This is a genomic window from Streptomyces sp. NPDC045899 (assembly GCF_056431485.1).
Map to the genome: position 1 here is coordinate 226,590 of NZ_JBWKKP010000013.1, position 15,849 is coordinate 242,438.

General features: G+C 72.3%; 13 protein-coding genes and 1 pseudogene. 12 read left to right on the top strand and 2 right to left on the bottom strand.

Annotated features, from left to right (window positions below; genetic code table 11):
* Positions 1-91 precede the first annotated feature (91 nt).
* Positions 92-910, top strand: a complete 819-nt coding sequence (locus AC07FT_RS21315) for a Fic family protein (protein WP_471191484.1) — start codon at positions 92-94, stop codon at positions 908-910.
* Positions 911-1,341: 431 nt separating this feature from the next.
* Here the strand turns inward: AC07FT_RS21315 and AC07FT_RS21320 are convergent, their stop codons facing one another.
* Positions 1,342-2,178, bottom strand: coding sequence for an HAD family hydrolase (locus AC07FT_RS21320; RefSeq protein ID WP_479177609.1), 837 nt, complete (start codon positions 2,176-2,178; stop codon positions 1,342-1,344).
* Positions 2,179-2,634: 456 nt separating this feature from the next.
* Here AC07FT_RS21320 and ssd point away from each other — a divergent pair, with 456 nt between their 5' ends.
* From ssd to AC07FT_RS21355, 7 genes and pseudogenes are all read left to right on the top strand, one after another.
* Positions 2,635-3,744, top strand: a complete 1,110-nt coding sequence (gene ssd / locus AC07FT_RS21325) for a septum site-determining protein Ssd (RefSeq protein ID WP_479177610.1) — start codon at positions 2,635-2,637, stop codon at positions 3,742-3,744.
* Positions 3,741-4,907, top strand: a complete 1,167-nt coding sequence (locus tag AC07FT_RS21330) for a TadA family conjugal transfer-associated ATPase (RefSeq protein ID WP_432015198.1) — start codon at positions 3,741-3,743, stop codon at positions 4,905-4,907. The genes ssd and AC07FT_RS21330 overlap by 4 nt, the downstream gene beginning before the upstream one ends.
* Entirely contained in the window at positions 4,904-5,842 is a 939-nt protein-coding gene (locus AC07FT_RS21335) for a type II secretion system F family protein (RefSeq protein WP_479177611.1), read from the top strand. Before AC07FT_RS21330 ends, AC07FT_RS21335 begins: the two co-directional genes overlap by 4 nt.
* Positions 5,839-6,654, top strand: a complete 816-nt coding sequence (locus AC07FT_RS21340) for a type II secretion system F family protein (protein WP_479177612.1) — start codon at positions 5,839-5,841, stop codon at positions 6,652-6,654. The genes AC07FT_RS21335 and AC07FT_RS21340 overlap by 4 nt, the downstream gene beginning before the upstream one ends.
* A gap of 190 nt (positions 6,655-6,844) precedes the next feature.
* On the top strand, positions 6,845-7,042 hold the full coding sequence (locus tag AC07FT_RS21345; RefSeq protein WP_431774225.1) for a DUF4244 domain-containing protein: 198 nt from the start codon (positions 6,845-6,847) through the stop codon (positions 7,040-7,042).
* Positions 7,029-7,502, top strand: a complete 474-nt coding sequence (locus tag AC07FT_RS21350; RefSeq protein WP_479177613.1) for a TadE family type IV pilus minor pilin — start codon at positions 7,029-7,031, stop codon at positions 7,500-7,502. The genes AC07FT_RS21345 and AC07FT_RS21350 overlap by 14 nt, the downstream gene beginning before the upstream one ends.
* Before the next feature lie 65 nt (positions 7,503-7,567).
* Positions 7,568-7,765, top strand: a pseudogene (locus AC07FT_RS21355) (Rv3654c family TadE-like protein); the annotation flags it as partial.
* A gap of 141 nt (positions 7,766-7,906) precedes the next feature.
* Here the strand turns inward: AC07FT_RS21355 and AC07FT_RS21360 are convergent.
* Positions 7,907-10,360, bottom strand: a complete 2,454-nt coding sequence (locus AC07FT_RS21360) for a DEAD/DEAH box helicase (protein ID WP_479177614.1) — start codon at positions 10,358-10,360, stop codon at positions 7,907-7,909.
* A 54-nt stretch (positions 10,361-10,414) separates the two neighbouring features.
* On the opposite strand from AC07FT_RS21360, the gene bldG reads away from it, so the two are divergent.
* The 4 genes from bldG to AC07FT_RS21380 all read left to right on the top strand — a co-directional run bounded on the left by bldG (position 10,415) and on the right by AC07FT_RS21380 (position 15,714).
* Positions 10,415-10,756, top strand: coding sequence for an anti-sigma factor antagonist BldG (bldG, locus tag AC07FT_RS21365; RefSeq protein WP_009716787.1), 342 nt, complete (start codon positions 10,415-10,417; stop codon positions 10,754-10,756).
* 90 nt (positions 10,757-10,846) lie between these two features.
* Complete coding sequence (locus AC07FT_RS21370) at positions 10,847-11,278, top strand: ATP-binding protein (RefSeq protein ID WP_479177615.1); 432 nt, start codon at positions 10,847-10,849, stop codon at positions 11,276-11,278.
* Positions 11,279-12,448: 1,170 nt separating this feature from the next.
* Positions 12,449-14,896 (top strand): sodium-translocating pyrophosphatase, encoded by a 2,448-nt coding sequence (locus AC07FT_RS21375; RefSeq protein ID WP_479177616.1) that lies wholly within the window; start codon positions 12,449-12,451, stop codon positions 14,894-14,896.
* A 239-nt stretch (positions 14,897-15,135) separates the two neighbouring features.
* Complete coding sequence (locus AC07FT_RS21380) at positions 15,136-15,714, top strand: small secreted protein (protein WP_471191457.1); 579 nt, start codon at positions 15,136-15,138, stop codon at positions 15,712-15,714.
* Positions 15,715-15,849 lie beyond the last annotated feature (135 nt).

The window sequence follows — 15,849 nt, forward strand, 5'->3', positions numbered from 1 at the left end:
GTAGGTGAGTGATCCTCTTCGATGAGGGATTTACGTGAAGAAGACCACTCCAACGAGGGGCGTCCGGCGCTGGGTGCGTAGGGTCGTACTCATGAGTACGACAGATCCGCTCGCCGCCCTGGCCGCGCTGCCCGGCGTGGTCGAGTCCGTGGACGCCGTGCGTACGGCCGTGGACCGGGTCTACGGCCATCGTGTGATGCGCCGCCGCAGCAATGAGGTCACCTCCGAGGCCGCACTGCGCGGAGCGCGCGGCTCCGCGGCGCTGGCCGGAGCGGACTGGGCGCTGGAAGAGGTGCGCCGCCGCACCGACTTCGGTGTCGCGGGTGAACCGCACTTGGTGGGCGCGGCCCTGCGGCTGACCGCCGAGGCGGGGCAGCTGCTGAGCGTGTGGCGCCAGTCGCCGCTGCGGGTGCTGGCGCGGCTGCATCTGGTCGCCGCCGGGGGGACCGGAACGGATGACACCGTGGGGCGCCCGCGTCAGGCGGGTGAGCGGGTGGACGAGCCGCTGATCGGTCCCGAGCCGCCGGGTGCGGACGAGGTCGCGGGGCGGCTCGACGGGCTGGCGCGGCTGCTGCTCGCGGGGACCGAGGCCCCGGCGCTGGTCACGGCGGCCGTGGTGCACGGTGAACTGCTCGCGCTGCGGCCCTTCGTCTCCTGCAACGGTCTGGTGGCGCGTGCGGCCGAGCGGATCGTGCTGGTCGGCAGCGGGCTGGACCCGAAGTCGATCTGCCCCGCCGAGGTGGGGCACGCCGAGCAGGGAGCCGCGTCGTATGTGGCGGCGCTGGAGGGCTATGTCTCCGGGACGCCGGAGGGGATGGCGGCGTGGATCGCGCACTGCGGACGGGCGGTTGAGCTCGGAGTGCGGGAGAGCACGGCGGTGTGCGAGGCGCTCCAGCGCGGCGCGGCCTGACGGTGCGGCCTGGCGGCGAGCCTCCGGCGGCCGGGCGGCAGCGGGCCACGGTGGTCTGACGACCGCGCTGCGGGGTCCCTGGTGACGGGGTCGGGTGGCGCCCGAACGGCGTGGGGCCGGGGTGGAGTTGGACCCCGACACAGAGTTGCGGCGGTACCGCGAGGGTACCGCCGCTGGCACGTCCGTCGGGTTACCATGCGTGCACAGATATTTGCCCATCAGGCCGGGATCTTTGCCCGTTACCTGGTGCGGCTGGCCCGTAATCGACGGGTCGGCGTCGCGTGGGTGCCCGACATTCGTGCTCGGTCCGTGGGGCCTTGGTGCGTCTGGGGGTTTCCTCCCGGATCCCCTGGTCTCGCGGGCCGTCGATTCCTTTCTACTCCTGCGAACGGCCAAGTGGAACCCCCTGCCGCAGATCTTTGCTATTGCCCTCAAGCCCGGGCATACAGCGCGCGGCGCCGGTTGGCGTACCAGACCACGCCCGCGGTGGCGGCGGCCGCGCCCACCGCGGCGACCACGGCCAGCACCGGGCGCGGTGGCATCGAGAGCGAGGGGAGCCGCTGCTTCAGCCGGACCGGACGGTTGAAGGAGAGCACCGGCCAGCCGCGGGCGGCCGCCTCGCGGCGCAGGGCGCGGTCCGGGTTCACCGCGTGGGGGTGGCCGACCGATTCCAGCATCGGCAGATCGGTGGCCGAATCGCTGTAGGCGTAGCAGCGCGAGAGGTCGTATCCCTCGGACTCGGCGAGCCCGGCGATCGCCTCGGCCTTGGTCGGGCCGTAGGCGTAGTACTCGACTTCGCCGGTGAACACCCCGTCTTCGACGACCATACGGGTGGCCACCACGCGGTCCGCGCCGAGCAGCTCGCCGATCGGCTCCACGACCTCGGCCCCCGAGGTGCTGACGATCACCACATCGCGCCCGGCGGTGTGATGGGCTTCGATCAGCGAGGCGGCCTCGTCGTAGATGATGGGGTCGATCAGATCGTGCAGGGTCTCCGCGACGATCTCCTTCACCTGCTGGACATTCCAGCCGCGGCACATCGCCGAGAGGTACTCGCGCATCCGCTCCATCTGCTCGTGATCGGCCCCGCCGGCGAGGAAGACGAACTGCGCATAGGCGGTGCGCAGTGCGGCCCGGCGGCTGATCAGACCACCCTTGTAGAAGGACTTGCTGAAGGTGAGCGTGCTTGACTTCGCAATGACCGTCTTGTCCAGGTCAAAGAAGGCGGCTGTCCGAGGCAAGGAGTGGTTTTCCACGACGCCGAGCATAGGGCCCACCATTCGGCGTAAGCTGAGGCGCGTGGGTTTGCCTGAGAAGGCTCTCGGGTACACCATGGAAGTCACGGATCGTTCGCGACCGTGCTAACCCGGCCCGACTCCTCCCCCCCCCGAGTCGGCCGTGGGGACGACCCCCGCTCTCCCCCCCGGCGGGGGTCGTCGCATGTCCGGACGCTTTTTCGGGTGTTCTCATCAGATCGCGCCCCCTCCTGTGGCTCCTTGCGGCCCGTCCTCCCCACCAGCCTGAATGGTAACCGTGCGTAATCGCCAGGCTGCTCTCTGGAAGTCACTGGTTTAGGTGACTGGGATATTCGCAACTGCTGAGTTGTCCACAGTTTTGGACCAAGATCCCCAAGATTTTCTGGATCGCCGCATCGTGATTCTCCGAGAAGTTCGCGCTCGCCGTTAGCGGCAGTGAGAGCGCGTAACGGATATGCGGAGGGGATCGTGGCTGCATCCATCACACCGGAACGACCGGCGGAGACTGAAGAACAGCGCAACGGACCGCTGATCGTCACCGAGGACGAGGAACTTCTCGACGATCTGCTGCGGTTGTGCGCGGCGGCGGGAGCCGAACCGGAAGTGGCGCACGGGGCGCCCACGCGCAGTGGCAGTTGGGAGGGCGCGCCGCTGATCCTCGTCGGGGACGACGCCGCCGCCCGGCTGCGGGGCCGCACCCGCCGGGAGGGAGTCCTCCTCATCGGGCGCGACCTCGACGACCACGGCATCTGGCGGAGGGCAGTCGATCTCGGCGCGGACCACGTCGCGTTCCTGCCCGATGCCGAGACCTGGCTGGTGGACCGGATCGCCGATGTCGCCGAGGGAGTGGGGCGGCAGGCCCTGACCGTCGGGGTCATCGGCGGGCGCGGTGGCGCGGGTGCCTCGACCCTCGCATGCGCGCTGGCGGTCACCGCCGCCCGCGCGGGGCGCCGCACCATGCTCATCGACGGTGATCCGTTGGGCGGCGGTCTGGACGTGCTGCTGGGTGGTGAGGGCGCCGAGGGCCTGCGATGGCCCGCCTTCGCCGAATCGAGGGGCCGCGTCGCCGGCGGCGCGCTGGAGGAGTCACTGCCCGAGCTGCACTCCTTACGGGTGCTCAGCTGGGACCGCGGGGACGCGGTCGTCATCCCCGCCTCCGCGATGCGTGCCGTGCTGGCCGCGGCCAGACGGCGGGGCGGAGTCGTGGTGGTGGACCTGCCCCGCAGGATCGACGAGGCCACGGCGGAGGCGCTGGCCCAGATCGACCTCGGGCTGCTGGTGGTCCCCTCGGAGCTGCGCGCCGTGGCGGCCTCCCACCGGGTGGCGTCCACGGTCGGGATGGTGCTGCGCGATCTGCGCGCGGTGGTGCGTGGCCCGTGCGGACCCGAGCTCGACGACGAGGAGATCGCGGGGCTGCTCGGGCTGCCGCTGGCCGGTCAACTCCCGCCGGAGCCGGGGCTGTCGGCAGCCCTGGACGACGGGAAGCCTCCGGGAGGCAGCGCACGGGGACCGCTGAGCCGGTTCTGCACCGAATTCTGGGAGCGTGCGCTGGCCGGTGAGGGGGGTGTGCCCGCATGAGCGCCGCGTCGACGGAGCTGCTGGACGCCGTGCGGCTGCGGCTCGCCGAAAGCGGAGCCGACCCCACACCCGCCCGGGTGGCGGCGGCCCTGCGCGAGGAGGGGCGGCTGCTCGGGGACACCGAAGTGCTCGGAGTGGTCGCGGCCCTGCGCTCCGAACTGGTCGGTACCGGCCCGCTGGAGCCGCTGCTCGCCGCGCCCGACGTCACCGATGTCCTGGTGACCGCGCCCGACGAGGTCTGGGTGGACCGGGGTTCGGGGCTGGAGCGCACGGCGGTGACCTTCGCCGACGCGGCCGCCGTGCGCAGACTGGCCCAGCGGCTCGCCGCGGTGGCCGGGCGGCGGCTGGACGACGCCCGGCCCTGGGTGGACGCCCGGCTGCCGGACGGGACGCGGCTGCACGCCGTGCTGCCGCCGGTGGCCGTCGGTTCGACCTGTCTCTCGCTGCGGGTGGTGCGTCCGCGGGCGTTCTCCCTCGAGGAGCTGGTGGCCGCCCGGACGGTGCCGCCCGGCGGCGCCGGGCTGCTGCGGGCGATGCTGGACGCCCGGCTGTCGTTCCTGGTCAGCGGTGGCACCGGGTCGGGCAAGACCACCTTGCTTTCCACCCTGCTGGGACTGGTCGCGCCGAACGAGCGGATCGTTCTCGCCGAGGACTCGGCCGAGCTGAGGCCCGACCATCCGCATGTGGTCCGGCTGGAGACCCGGCCCGCCAATCAGGAGGGCCGCGGCCAGGTCACCCTGCGGGACCTGGTGCGCCAGGCCCTGCGGATGCGCCCGGACCGGCTGGTGGTGGGGGAGGTGCGGGGCCCCGAGGTGACCGATCTCCTCGGCGCCCTGAACACGGGCCACGAGGGCGGCTGCGGCACTGTCCACGCCAACACCGCCGGGGACGTTCCGGCGCGGCTGGAGGCGCTCGGTTCGAGCGCGGGCCTGGACCGGGCCGCACTGCACAGTCAGCTCGCCGCGGCCCTGTCGGTCGTGGTCCATCTGGTGCGGGACCGGGGCGGGCGGCGCAGGATCGCCGAGCTGCACGTGCTCGACCGGGACCGGGCGGGTTACGTCACGACCGTGCCCGCGGCCCTGTGGGGCCCGCACGGCTTCGAACGGACCGAAGGCTGGCAGCGGCTCCGGAGCCGCTGCGAACGGGGCGGAGGTGCCGTATGACGGGCGCGGGAGCGGACCACGGGGCGATGGCCCTGTCCGTCGCGCTGCTGTGCGCCGGAGCGGCCGTGTGGCTGTTCGCCGGACGGGACCGGGAGCTGCGCCGCGCCAGGCTGCTGTTCGCGGGTGGCGGCCCCGCCGCGTCCGCGGCGCCCGCCGCGCCGGTCGCACCGGATCCGGCGCGGAGGCTGACCGAGGCCACGGCCGGGGTGCGGGAGCGATGGCGGGTCCGCTACGGCGGACGGATCGGCCGTGAGCTCCTGTGCCTGCCTGCCGGGGGAGTGGTCGCGCTGCTGGGCGCGTCGGTTCTGCCCCTGCTCCTCGCGGCGGCGGCCGTACCGGTCGTCGGCCGGTGGCTGCGCCGCCGTGAGCACGGCCGGGTCCGTGAGCGGCGTGCCGCCGGGGTGATCGAGCTGTGTTCGGCGGTGGCGGGCGAGCTGCGTGCCGGGCGGCAGCCCGGGGAGGCGCTGCTCGCCGTGGCGCCGAGCGATCTCGGGGAGCGGTGGGGGCTGGTGGCGGCCGCCGCCCGGTTCGGTGGTGATGTGCCCGACGCGCTGCGCAGAGCCGCCCGCACACCGGGGGCCGAGGGGCTGACCGGAGTGGCCGCCTGCTGGCAGGTGGCGGTCGACGAGGGGGCGGGCCTGGCGGCCGGGCTCGACCGGGTGGCGGCGGCGCTGCGCGCCGAGCGCGACCAGCGCGACGATCTGCGCGCCAAGCTGGCCGGGCCCAGAGCCACCGCGATGGCCCTGGCCGGGCTGCCCCTCGTCGGGTTGGTCCTGGGCAGCGCGCTGGGCGCCGATCCGCTGCACGTCCTGCTGCACACCCCGGCGGGCCTCGGCTGTCTGGCGCTGGGCGGGCTGCTGGAGTGGGCGGGGCTGTTCTGGACCGGTCGGCTGGTGCGTTCGGCGCTGGCCTCTTCCGGGGGCCGTGGCCGATGAGTGCGGATGTTGTCCACAGGCTGGGGATGGTGCTGTCCGCCGTGGCGGCCGGACTGTGCACGGTGATGGCCGCGCTCGAATCCCGCCGGGCACGCGCTGCCCGGCGGCGGCTGGCGGCCCTGCTGCCGGGCGGCGATGCCGGACCGCCGAAGCGGCGCCGGCTGTGGGAGCGTCGGCGCGCCGCGGTGAGTGAGGGGGCGGGCCTTGCCTGGGCGGCCTCCCTCGGGGCGCTGCTGGCCGGACCGGTCATGGTCGGGGGACCCACGGGATGGGTGCTGGGGATCGCCGCCGGGTATGGCGTCAGGCGCTGGCAGCGGCGCCGCCGGACCACGGACGCCTCATCCGGCCGCGACCGATGCGCCGAGACCGCCGCGGCACAGCAGATTCCCCTGGCGGCCGATCTGCTGACCGCCTGTCTGGCGGCCGGGGCGGGGCCGCGCCGGGCGGCGGAGGCGGTGGGCACCTCACTGGGCGGCCCGGTCGGTGAGCGGCTGGCCCGGACCGCGGCGGAACTGCGGCTCGGAGGTGAACCGGCCGCCGCCTGGGGGCGGATGGGCGCCCTGCCCGGAGCGCAGGGGCTCGCCCGCGCCCTGGAACGCGCCGGGACCACGGGCGCACCGGCCGTGGAGCCGGTCTCCCGGGTGGCCGCCGAATGCCGCGCCGAACAGACCCGGGAGGCGCTGAAACGGGCCGACCGCACCGCTGTACGGGCCACCGCGCCCCTCACGGTCTGTTTCCTGCCCGCGTATCTGCTGATCGGGCTGGCCCCGGTGATGGTCGGGCTGGCCGGAGGGCTGATGGGCCGCGGCTGAGTCCGGCCCCGGACGGCGGCCCGGGAGCGCCGGAAGGCGCTCGCGGGGCGCCACGGAATCAGAGGGCGCCCACACACGACCGCGACGACCACGCGCCGAGGACAGCGCAACGACGACACCGAACAACGACCACGACACCGAACAACGACGACAACGACCAGTGACAACGGACGAACGTGAAGGGACGGACATGGTGAAGCAGTGGTGGACACGGCGGTATGTGGCGATGTGCGCCAAGGGTGAGGCGGGGATGACCACCGCCGAGTACGCGATGGGGACCATTGCGGCATGCGCCTTCGCCGCGGTGCTCTACAAGGTGGTGACGAGCGGAGGCGTCAGCGGCGCGCTCGAGTCGGTGATCGGCCAGGCGCTCGATGCGCGGTTCTGACGAGCCGCGACGAGGGACGGATGGCCGGAGGGTCCCGCGTGCCGGGAGCGGCGCGCGGGACCTCCCCGGCCCGCCCCGCGGGAGCCGGGACGGCGGCTATGTCACCGCGGAGGCCGCCATCGCCCTGCCGGTGCTGGCGCTGTTCACGCTGATGCTCATCTGGGGCCTGATGGCCGCGGCGGCGCAGTTGCAGTGCGTGGACGCGGCCCGGGCGGGAGCCAGGGCGGCGGCGCGCTCGGAGCCGGGGGACGCCGCGGTGGCCGCCGCCAGATCGGCCGCCCCGCACGGAGCCCGGGTCGAGGTGTGGCGGGACGGCGATCTGGTGCGGGTGCGGGTCGAGGCCCGCTCGGCCGGTCCCGGCCCGCTCGCCGTGGGGTTGCGGGGTGAAGCGGTCGCCCTCGCCGAGGACGCCGTCGGCGCCCCGCCGGGTTCGGCCGCCGTACGGGGGACGGTGCTGTGAGGACGACGGACGACCGCGGATCGGCGACGGTCTGGGCCGTGGTGGCCGCCACGGCCGTGTGCGCGGTGTTCGCGGCCGTGCTGGCCGCCGGGCAGGCCATGGTGGCCCGCCACCGCGCGGGCGCCGCCGCCGATCTGGCCGCTTTGGCGGCCGCCGATCACGGTCTGGAGGGCAAGGGGGTGGCGTGCCGGCTCGCCCGGCGGGTCGCCTCCGCCCAAGGCGCCCGCGTGGTGCGCTGCGCCCTGAGCGGGGAGATCGTCGATCTCACGGCCGAGGTGCGCACCGGACCGTTCACTCTGCGGGCCAGGGCACGGGCCGGGCCCGCGACCGCACCCGTCACCGACGGCACCGGGCAGCCGGGGCCGACGCGCGGGGTGCGGTCCCTGATGGGGGGACCGAGCGCGTCATCCGGCGGGAGGCTGCTCGGGGGCTCCGTCGAGCAGGGTCGTCAGCAGACGGATCGCCGCCCTCTTGTCCAGCGGGTCATTGCCGTTGCCGCACTTGGGGGACTGGATGCAGGACGGGCACCCCGCCTCGCACTCACAGGCGGCGATGGCCTCGCGGGTGGCGGTCAGCCAGCGGGCCGCCGTGTGGAAGGCACGCTCGGCGAAGCCCGCACCGCCGGGCTGCCCGTCATAGACGAAGACGGTGGGCAGCAGGGTGTCCGGGTGGAGCGGCACCGAGACCCCGCCGATGTCCCAGCGGTCACAGGTCGCGAAGAGCGGCAGGATACCGATGGAGGCGTGTTCGGCGGCGTGCAGGGCACCACCGAGCGCCTGGGGATGCACCCGTGCGTCCTCCAGCTGGTCCTCGGTGACCGTCCACCACACGGCGCGGGTGCGCAGTGTGCGCGGCGGGAGGTCGAGCTTGGATTCGCCGAGCACCTCGCCAGTGATCAGCTTGCGGCGGAGGAAGGACACGACCTGGTTGGTGACCTCGACCGAGCCGAAGCACAGCCGGGCGTCCCCCCAGGGGATCTCGGTGGTGGTCTCCAGGATGGAGACGGCCGTGGTGTCGCGGGCGGTGGTGGAGTACGGCGGACTGGCCTCCTCCACCAGGGCGACGGAGTCGTCGAGGTCGAGGTGTTTCACCAGATAGCTCCGGCCCTGGTGCAGGTGGACGGCGCCCTCGTGCACGGTGCTGTGGGCGGCGGAGGCGTCCACAGTGCCCAGCAGCCGCCCGGTGGCCGCCTCCACGACCTGGACCGGGCTGCCGCCCTCCCCGCGGATGTCGGTGAGGTCCGCGGCCCGCTCGCGGCGGGTCCAGTGCCAGGCGGTCGCCCGGCGGCGCAGCAGCTTGCGCCGCTCCAGCTGCGGCACCAGGTCCTCGGTGGCAGGGCCGAACAGCTCCAGGTCCGCCGGGGTGAGGGGCAGCTCGGCCGCGGCCGCGCACAGATGCGGCGCCAGGACGTAGGGGTTGTCCGGGTCGAGCACGGTGGACTCCACCGGCTGGCGGAAGAGCGCGTCCGGGTGGTGGACGAGATAGGTGTCCAGCGGATCGTCCCGGGCCACGAGGATCGCGAGGGCCCCTTGCCCGCTGCGCCCGGCCCGTCCCGCCTGCTGCCACACCGACGCGCGGGTGCCGGGATAGCCCGCGAGGACGACGGCGTCCAGACCGGCCACGTCCATACCGAGTTCCAGGGCGGTGGTGGCGGCGAGCCCCAGGAGTTCGCCGGAGTGCAGGGCGCGCTCCAGGGCCCGGCGCTCCTCGGGGAGATAGCCGCCCCGGTAGGCGGCCACCCGGTCCGTCAGCGAGCGGTCCACCTCGGCCAGCCGTTCCTGGGCGATCAGCGCGATCAGCTCCGCGCCCCGCCGGGAGCGTACGAAGGTCACCGTGCGGACGCCCTGGACGGCCAGATCGGTGAGCAGATCCGCGGATTCTGCGGTGGCGGTGCGGCGGACCGGGGCGCCCTGTTCACCGTGCAGCTCGGTCAGGGGCGGCTCCCAGAGGGCGAAGACGACCTCACCGCGGGGCGAGGAGTCCTCGGTGATCTGCGCGACCGGCACACCGGTCAGCCTGGTCGCCGCCACGGCGGGGTCGGCTGCCGTGGCGGAGGCGAGCAGGAAGACCGGCGAGGAGCCGTAGCGGGCACAGACACGCCGGAGCCGACGCAGCACCTGGGCGACGTGGGAGCCGAAGACCCCCCGGTAGGTGTGGCACTCGTCGATGACGACGTAGCGCAGCGAGCGCAGGAAGGAGGACCACCGGGGGTGCCCCGGCAGGATGCCCCGGTGCAGCATGTCCGGGTTGGTGAGGACGTAGTTCGCGTACTGACGCACCCATTCGCGTTCCTCGACCGGCGTGTCGCCGTCGTAGACCGCGGGGCGGACGGCGGTGCCCAGCGGGGCGGCGAGATCGGCCACCGCGCGGCGCTGATCGGCGGCCAGCGCCTTGGTGGGCGAGAGGTACAGCGCGGTCGCGCCCCGCCCGCTGGGTTCCTCGGATCCGTCCAGCAGGGTGCTGAGGACGGGTGCCTGGTAGGCCAGGGATTTTCCGGAGGCGGTTCCGGTGGCGACCACCACCGATTCCCCGCGCAGCGCGTGCTCGGCCGTACGCGCCTGGTGAGCCCAGGGGCGGTCGATTCCGGCGGTCCGGATGGCCTCGATCACTTCCGGGCGGATCGGCGAAGGCCAGTCGGCATGGGTCCCGAGACGCGGGGGCAAGTGCTCCGTATGAGTGATGCGCGCGCCTCGACCCGCACCCGTGCCGAGCCGACCGAGGACAGCCCGCGGTGAGGGGCGTATGCCCGTCTGCCGCGGGAGTTGGTTGTGGGCCATCGACACCGAGTCTGTCACTGGTCTGACGGACAATGGGCTCAAGGCGTCGTGCACGCCTGCTGGTAAGTGATTGAATGCCATCGCGGCTGCCGATCCATGGGGGGCGACCGCTCGATGCAAGGTGCTGGAGGATCCGTGGACCTGTCCCTGTCGACTCGGACCGTTGGCGACCGCACGGTCGTCGAGGTCGGTGGCGAGATTGATGTATACACCGCGCCCAAGCTGCGCGAGCAGCTGGTCGAGCTTGTCAACGACGGTAGCTACCACCTGGTCGTCGACATGGAGGGCGTCGACTTTCTCGACTCCACCGGGCTCGGCGTGCTCGTCGGCGGGCTCAAGCGCGTACGAGCTCATGAGGGCTCACTGCGCCTGGTGTGCAACCAGGAGCGCATTCTCAAGATCTTCCGTATCACCGGCCTGACCAAGGTGTTTCCGATTCACACCTCGGTCGAGGACGCTGTCGCGGCGACCGACTGATCCGGTCGTCGCAGGAAGACACAGAAGGGGGAACCGGGCGTCATCGCCCGGCCCCCCGACATGCACGCCCATACGCCCGAGGGGGATGGCATGGCCACCGTCGAACTCCGCTTCAGTGCGCTGCCCGAGCACGTCAGGACCGCCCGCCTGGTCGCTGCGGCCGTGGCGCGCCGGGCCGGAGTGGATGAGGCCGTGCTCGACGAGGTGCGACTCGCGGTCGGCGAGGCGTGCACCCGTGCGGTGGGGCTCCATCTGAGCAATGGGGTGGACGCCCCGGTGCGGGTGGCGCTGACCGAGGAGGAGAAGAAGTTCTCCATCGAGATCGGCGATGAGTCCCCGACCTCGGCCGCTCTGGCCCCCGGCGCCGCCGGTGGTGATGAGGAGTCCGAGCCCGAGGGTGAGGACGAGATGGGCCTGGCCGTGATCAAGGGGCTTGTCGACGATGTCGAGGTGACGACCAGCGAGACCGGTGGAGTGATCCGGATGAGCTGGCCGACCTCCCCTGACTCCCTGGTGCCGTAGGGGCGTCTGACTCGGCTCTCTGTCGCCAACACCCCGGCAAGGTGTCGGGTCGTCGGCGGCGTCGTGAGTACGGCGGCTGTGCCATGCCGAGCTGGGGTGTGCCCGCGCTCGCCCGTACCGTGCCCGGTCCTCAGCGTCCTGTCGGCGCTGGTCTGGGCGGTCCGGCCGCCTGATGTCCCTCCGGGCTCTTGGCTGTGCCAATACGGCACGGGCTGTCGCCCATGGGTCGGCATCATGAGTGCTCCGGTGATCGACGATCGGCGATACCGGTTGCCGCTCGCCGCTTGCCCTTCTCCCGGCCCCGGGCGGACCGGTTGGCCCCGGCTCAGTGCGTCCTGGCGGCCCCTACGACTCGGAGTCGCACCGGGCCCGCACCCTCCTCCGCGCGGCCCGCCCCGCCTCGGGCCGTGATGGGCTGCCCCAGATCGGCCTGAGCCGGCCCCAGAGCGTTGCCTGCGAGCCCCACCGCCCGGCGCCGCACCGCCCCGCCTTGGTCGCACCACCTCGACCCGCTGGCCCCGGTCCCCGTCGCTCGGCTGCCGCGTCTTGCTGGCCCCTCCGCCCCGCCGGGCCCCGACGCCTGCCGTCCCGCCGCCCTCCCGCGAGCCCGCAGCCCGCCCTCCGGGCTCCGATGCTCACCGTCCTCCCCCCGGCGCCGACGCCCGCCGGGCCGTGCCTCCCCGCAGTCCGCCCGCCGGGCCCCGCAGCGCCGTCGCCCCGCCGCCCCCCACCCCGGGGGCCGGTCTCGGGGCGGGTTCTGGTCGCTCTCTGGTCGCTCGTTCCGCTGATTCCGGCCTCGGGCCGTCATGACCCTCCGCGGGCCCTCGTGACCCCTCTCCGCGATCTTCCGCTTCCGTCTCCCGACGGGCTGAGTGATCTCCCTCATTAATGCCCTGATCAGCACTTTTCACAGCGCACCGAGATCATTTATGGAGATCATTCGACACCCGTCAGCGAATTGTCAACCGTCCCCCTTCCGGGCGAATTCTCGGGCCTCAAACCTATTGATCTTCGCTGATGCAGGCGAATTCCCATTCCGGCGCCCTGTTTTGATCGTGTGACGCTCCCTACAATCCGTCCACATCTCGAGCTCAGGACGCCTGAGCGTGGCGGCTCTTCTGCGGTCGCAGAACTGCTGCGCGCCCATGTGCCAAACGTCAAGGAGGACGAATGGCGGGGCCTCTCACCCCTCATCAGCTGGACCTCACCCCAACCCTGGCCGCCGCAGAGCTGACCGATGACAATCGTGTGATCGTGCTGGTGATCGCCGCCGTCGCGATCGCGGCACTGGCGGTCGCGGTGGTGCTGGTACGACAAGTCCTCGCCGCCGGCGAGGGCACGGACAGCATGAAGAAGATCGCCGCGGCCGTGCAGGAAGGCGCGAATGCCTATCTCGCCCGGCAGCTGCGCACCCTCGGCGGATTCGCCGTGGTGGTGTTCTTCCTGCTCATGCTGTTGCCTGCGGACGACTGGGCGCAGCGCATCGGGCGTTCGGCGTTCTTTCTGATCGGCGCGGGATTCTCGGCGGCCACCGGCTATATCGGGATGTGGCTCGCGGTGCGCAGCAATGTGCGTGTCGCCGCGGCGGCCCGTGAAGCCACTCCCGCCGCTTCCGCCTCACCCGGCTCATCCGTCAATGGGGACTCCGCTTCCTCCACGCCCGGTCAGTCCGGCGTGGATCTGACGGCCGTCTCGCACAAGGCGATGAAGATCGCCTTCCGGACGGGTGGCGTGGTCGGCATGTTCACCGTCGGCCTCGGCCTGCTGGGCGCCTCCTGCGTGGTGCTCGTCTACGCCGCCGACGCGCCCAAGGTGCTGGAGGGCTTCGGTCTCGGTGCCGCCCTGATCGCGATGTTCATGAGGGTCGGCGGTGGCATCTTCACCAAGGCCGCCGACGTCGGCGCCGACCTCGTCGGCAAGGTCGAGCAGGGCATCCCCGAGGACGACCCGCGCAACGCCGCGACCATCGCGGACAACGTGGGCGACAACGTCGGCGACTGCGCGGGCATGGCCGCGGACCTCTTCGAGTCCTACGCCGTGACCCTGGTGGCCGCGCTGATCCTCGGCAAGGCCGCGTTCGGCGACTCCGGACTGGCCTTCCCGTTGCTCGTCCCGGCCATCGGTGTGATCACCGCCATGATCGGGATCTTCGCGGTGGCTCCGCGCCGCTCGGACCGCAGCGGGATGACCGCCATCAACCGCGGCTTCTTCATCTCCGCGGTGATCTCGATGGTGCTGGTGGCGATCGCGGTCTTCGTGTACCTGCCGTCCAGCTACGCCGATCTCGACGGGGTCACCGACCGCGAGATCCTCGGCCACAGCGGGGACCCGCGGATCCTCGCGCTGGTCGCCGTCGCGATCGGCATCGTGCTGGCCGCGCTCATCCAGCAGCTCACCGGCTACTTCACCGAGACCACCCGGCGTCCCGTCCGGGACATCGGCAAGACCTCGCTGACCGGCCCGGCCACCGTGGTGCTCTCCGGTATCTCCATCGGTCTGGAGTCCGCGGTCTACTCGGCGGTGCTGATCGGGCTCAGTGTCTACGGCGCGTTCCTGCTCGGCGGCAGCTCGATCATGCTGGCGCTGTTCGCGGTCGCGCTGGCCGGTACCGGTCTGCTGACCACCGTCGGCGTCATCGTCGCGATGGACACCTTCGGTCCGGTCTCCGACAACGCGCAGGGCATCGCCGAGATGTCCGGTGATGTCGAGGGCGCGGGCGCCCAGGTCCTCACCGACCTGGACGCGGTCGGCAACACCACCAAGGCGATCACCAAGGGCATCGCGATCGCGACGGCGGTGCTCGCCGCGGCCGCGCTCTTCGGCTCGTACCGTGACGCCATCGCCGAGGCCATCGACGACGTACATGTGAGCGTGGCCGGTGAGATGAATCTCAGCCTGGACATCTCGCAGCCCAACAACCTGGTCGGGCTCGTCCTCGGCGCCGCCGTCGTCTTCCTCTTCTCGGGGCTGGCGATCAACGCGGTGTCGCGGTCGGCCGGTGCGGTGGTCTTCGAGGTGCGCCGGCAGTTCCGTGAGAAGCCCGGGATCATGGACTACAGCGAGACCCCGGAGTACGGACGGGTCGTCGACATCTGCACCAAGGACGCGCTGCGCGAACTGGCCACTCCGGGTCTGCTCGCGGTCCTCGCGCCCATCGCCGTCGGCTTCACCTTCGGGGTCGGCGCGCTCGGCTCCTTCCTGGCCGGGGCGATCGGCACCGGCACCCTGATGGCCGTCTTCCTCGCGAACTCCGGCGGCGCCTGGGACAACGCGAAGAAGCTGGTCGAGGACGGGCACCACGGTGGAAAGGGCAGCGAGGCCCATGCCGCCACGGTGATCGGCGACACGGTCGGCGACCCGTTCAAGGACACCGCGGGCCCGGCGATCAACCCGCTGCTGAAGGTGATGAACCTGGTGGCGCTGCTGATCGCCCCGGCGGTGGTGAAGTTCTCGTACGGCGACGACGCCAGTCCGGGACTGCGCGCGGTCATCGCGGTGGCCGCCGTCGTGATCATCGTCGGAGCGGTCTACATCTCCAAGCGGCGTGGAATCGCCGTGGGTGACGAAGGCAACTCCGAGCGCGTGGCCAAGTCGGCCGACGCGGCGGTGGTTTCCTGACCCCGGGGTCGGCCACGGGGCTCTGAGAGTCCCCACGACGTGCGGGCGGGTGGTGTGCACCGGCACACCGTCCGCCCGCACGCATGTCCGTCCGAGGTCGCTCCGTGGAGTGAGGCAGACAGCACACATGGCTTGATGCAAATGGCTTCAAAAAGGTTCATACAGGATGCTCGCCCCGCGGTCTCCGCCGGATCGCCGTGTATGTTCCGGGGCCGAGAGCCATGGAAGGGACCAATCCGGTGAACAAGAAGCTAGTGGCGGCGCTGTCCGGCGGTGCGGCACTCGTCGTGGCGCTGACTGGTTGCGGCGGCAACGGCGATGAGGGCGACAAGAAGGTCAACGACTGGGCCAAGTCGGTCTGCGACGAGGTGCAGCCGCAGCTGAAGAAGATTCAGGGGGCCAACGCCTCGATCCAGGCGGCCGCCGACGAGCAGGACTCCAAGAAGCTCCAGCAGACGGACTCCAAGGCGTTCCAGCAGATCTCCGAGTCGTACGCGTCGCTGGCCAAGGCCGTGGAGAAGGCGGGCCCGCCGCCGGTCGACAACGGTGAGACCACCCAGAAGCAGGCCGTCAAGGAGCTCAACTCCACCTCCGTGGCCTACAAGGAGCTGAAGACGAGCGTCGACAAGCTCGACACCTCGGACAAGTCGAAGTTCGCCGAGGGGCTCAAGGGCGTCGCCGACGAGCTCGACAAGCTCAGCAAGTCCGGTGACAAGGCCCTCCAGAAGCTCCAGGAGGGGGACGTCGGCACGGCGATGGCCAAGCAGCCCGGCTGCCAGAAGCCGAAGGCATCGGGCGGTACGGCCACCCAGTCCTGACCGCGATCCGGCACCTGACCTTCCACCAGGGGCGTTCGCCGTGGGGGGGGGGGGGGGGGGGGGGGGGGGGGGGGGGGGGGGGGGGGGGGGGGGGGGGGGGGGGGGGGGGGGGGGGGGGGGGGGGGGGGGGGGGGG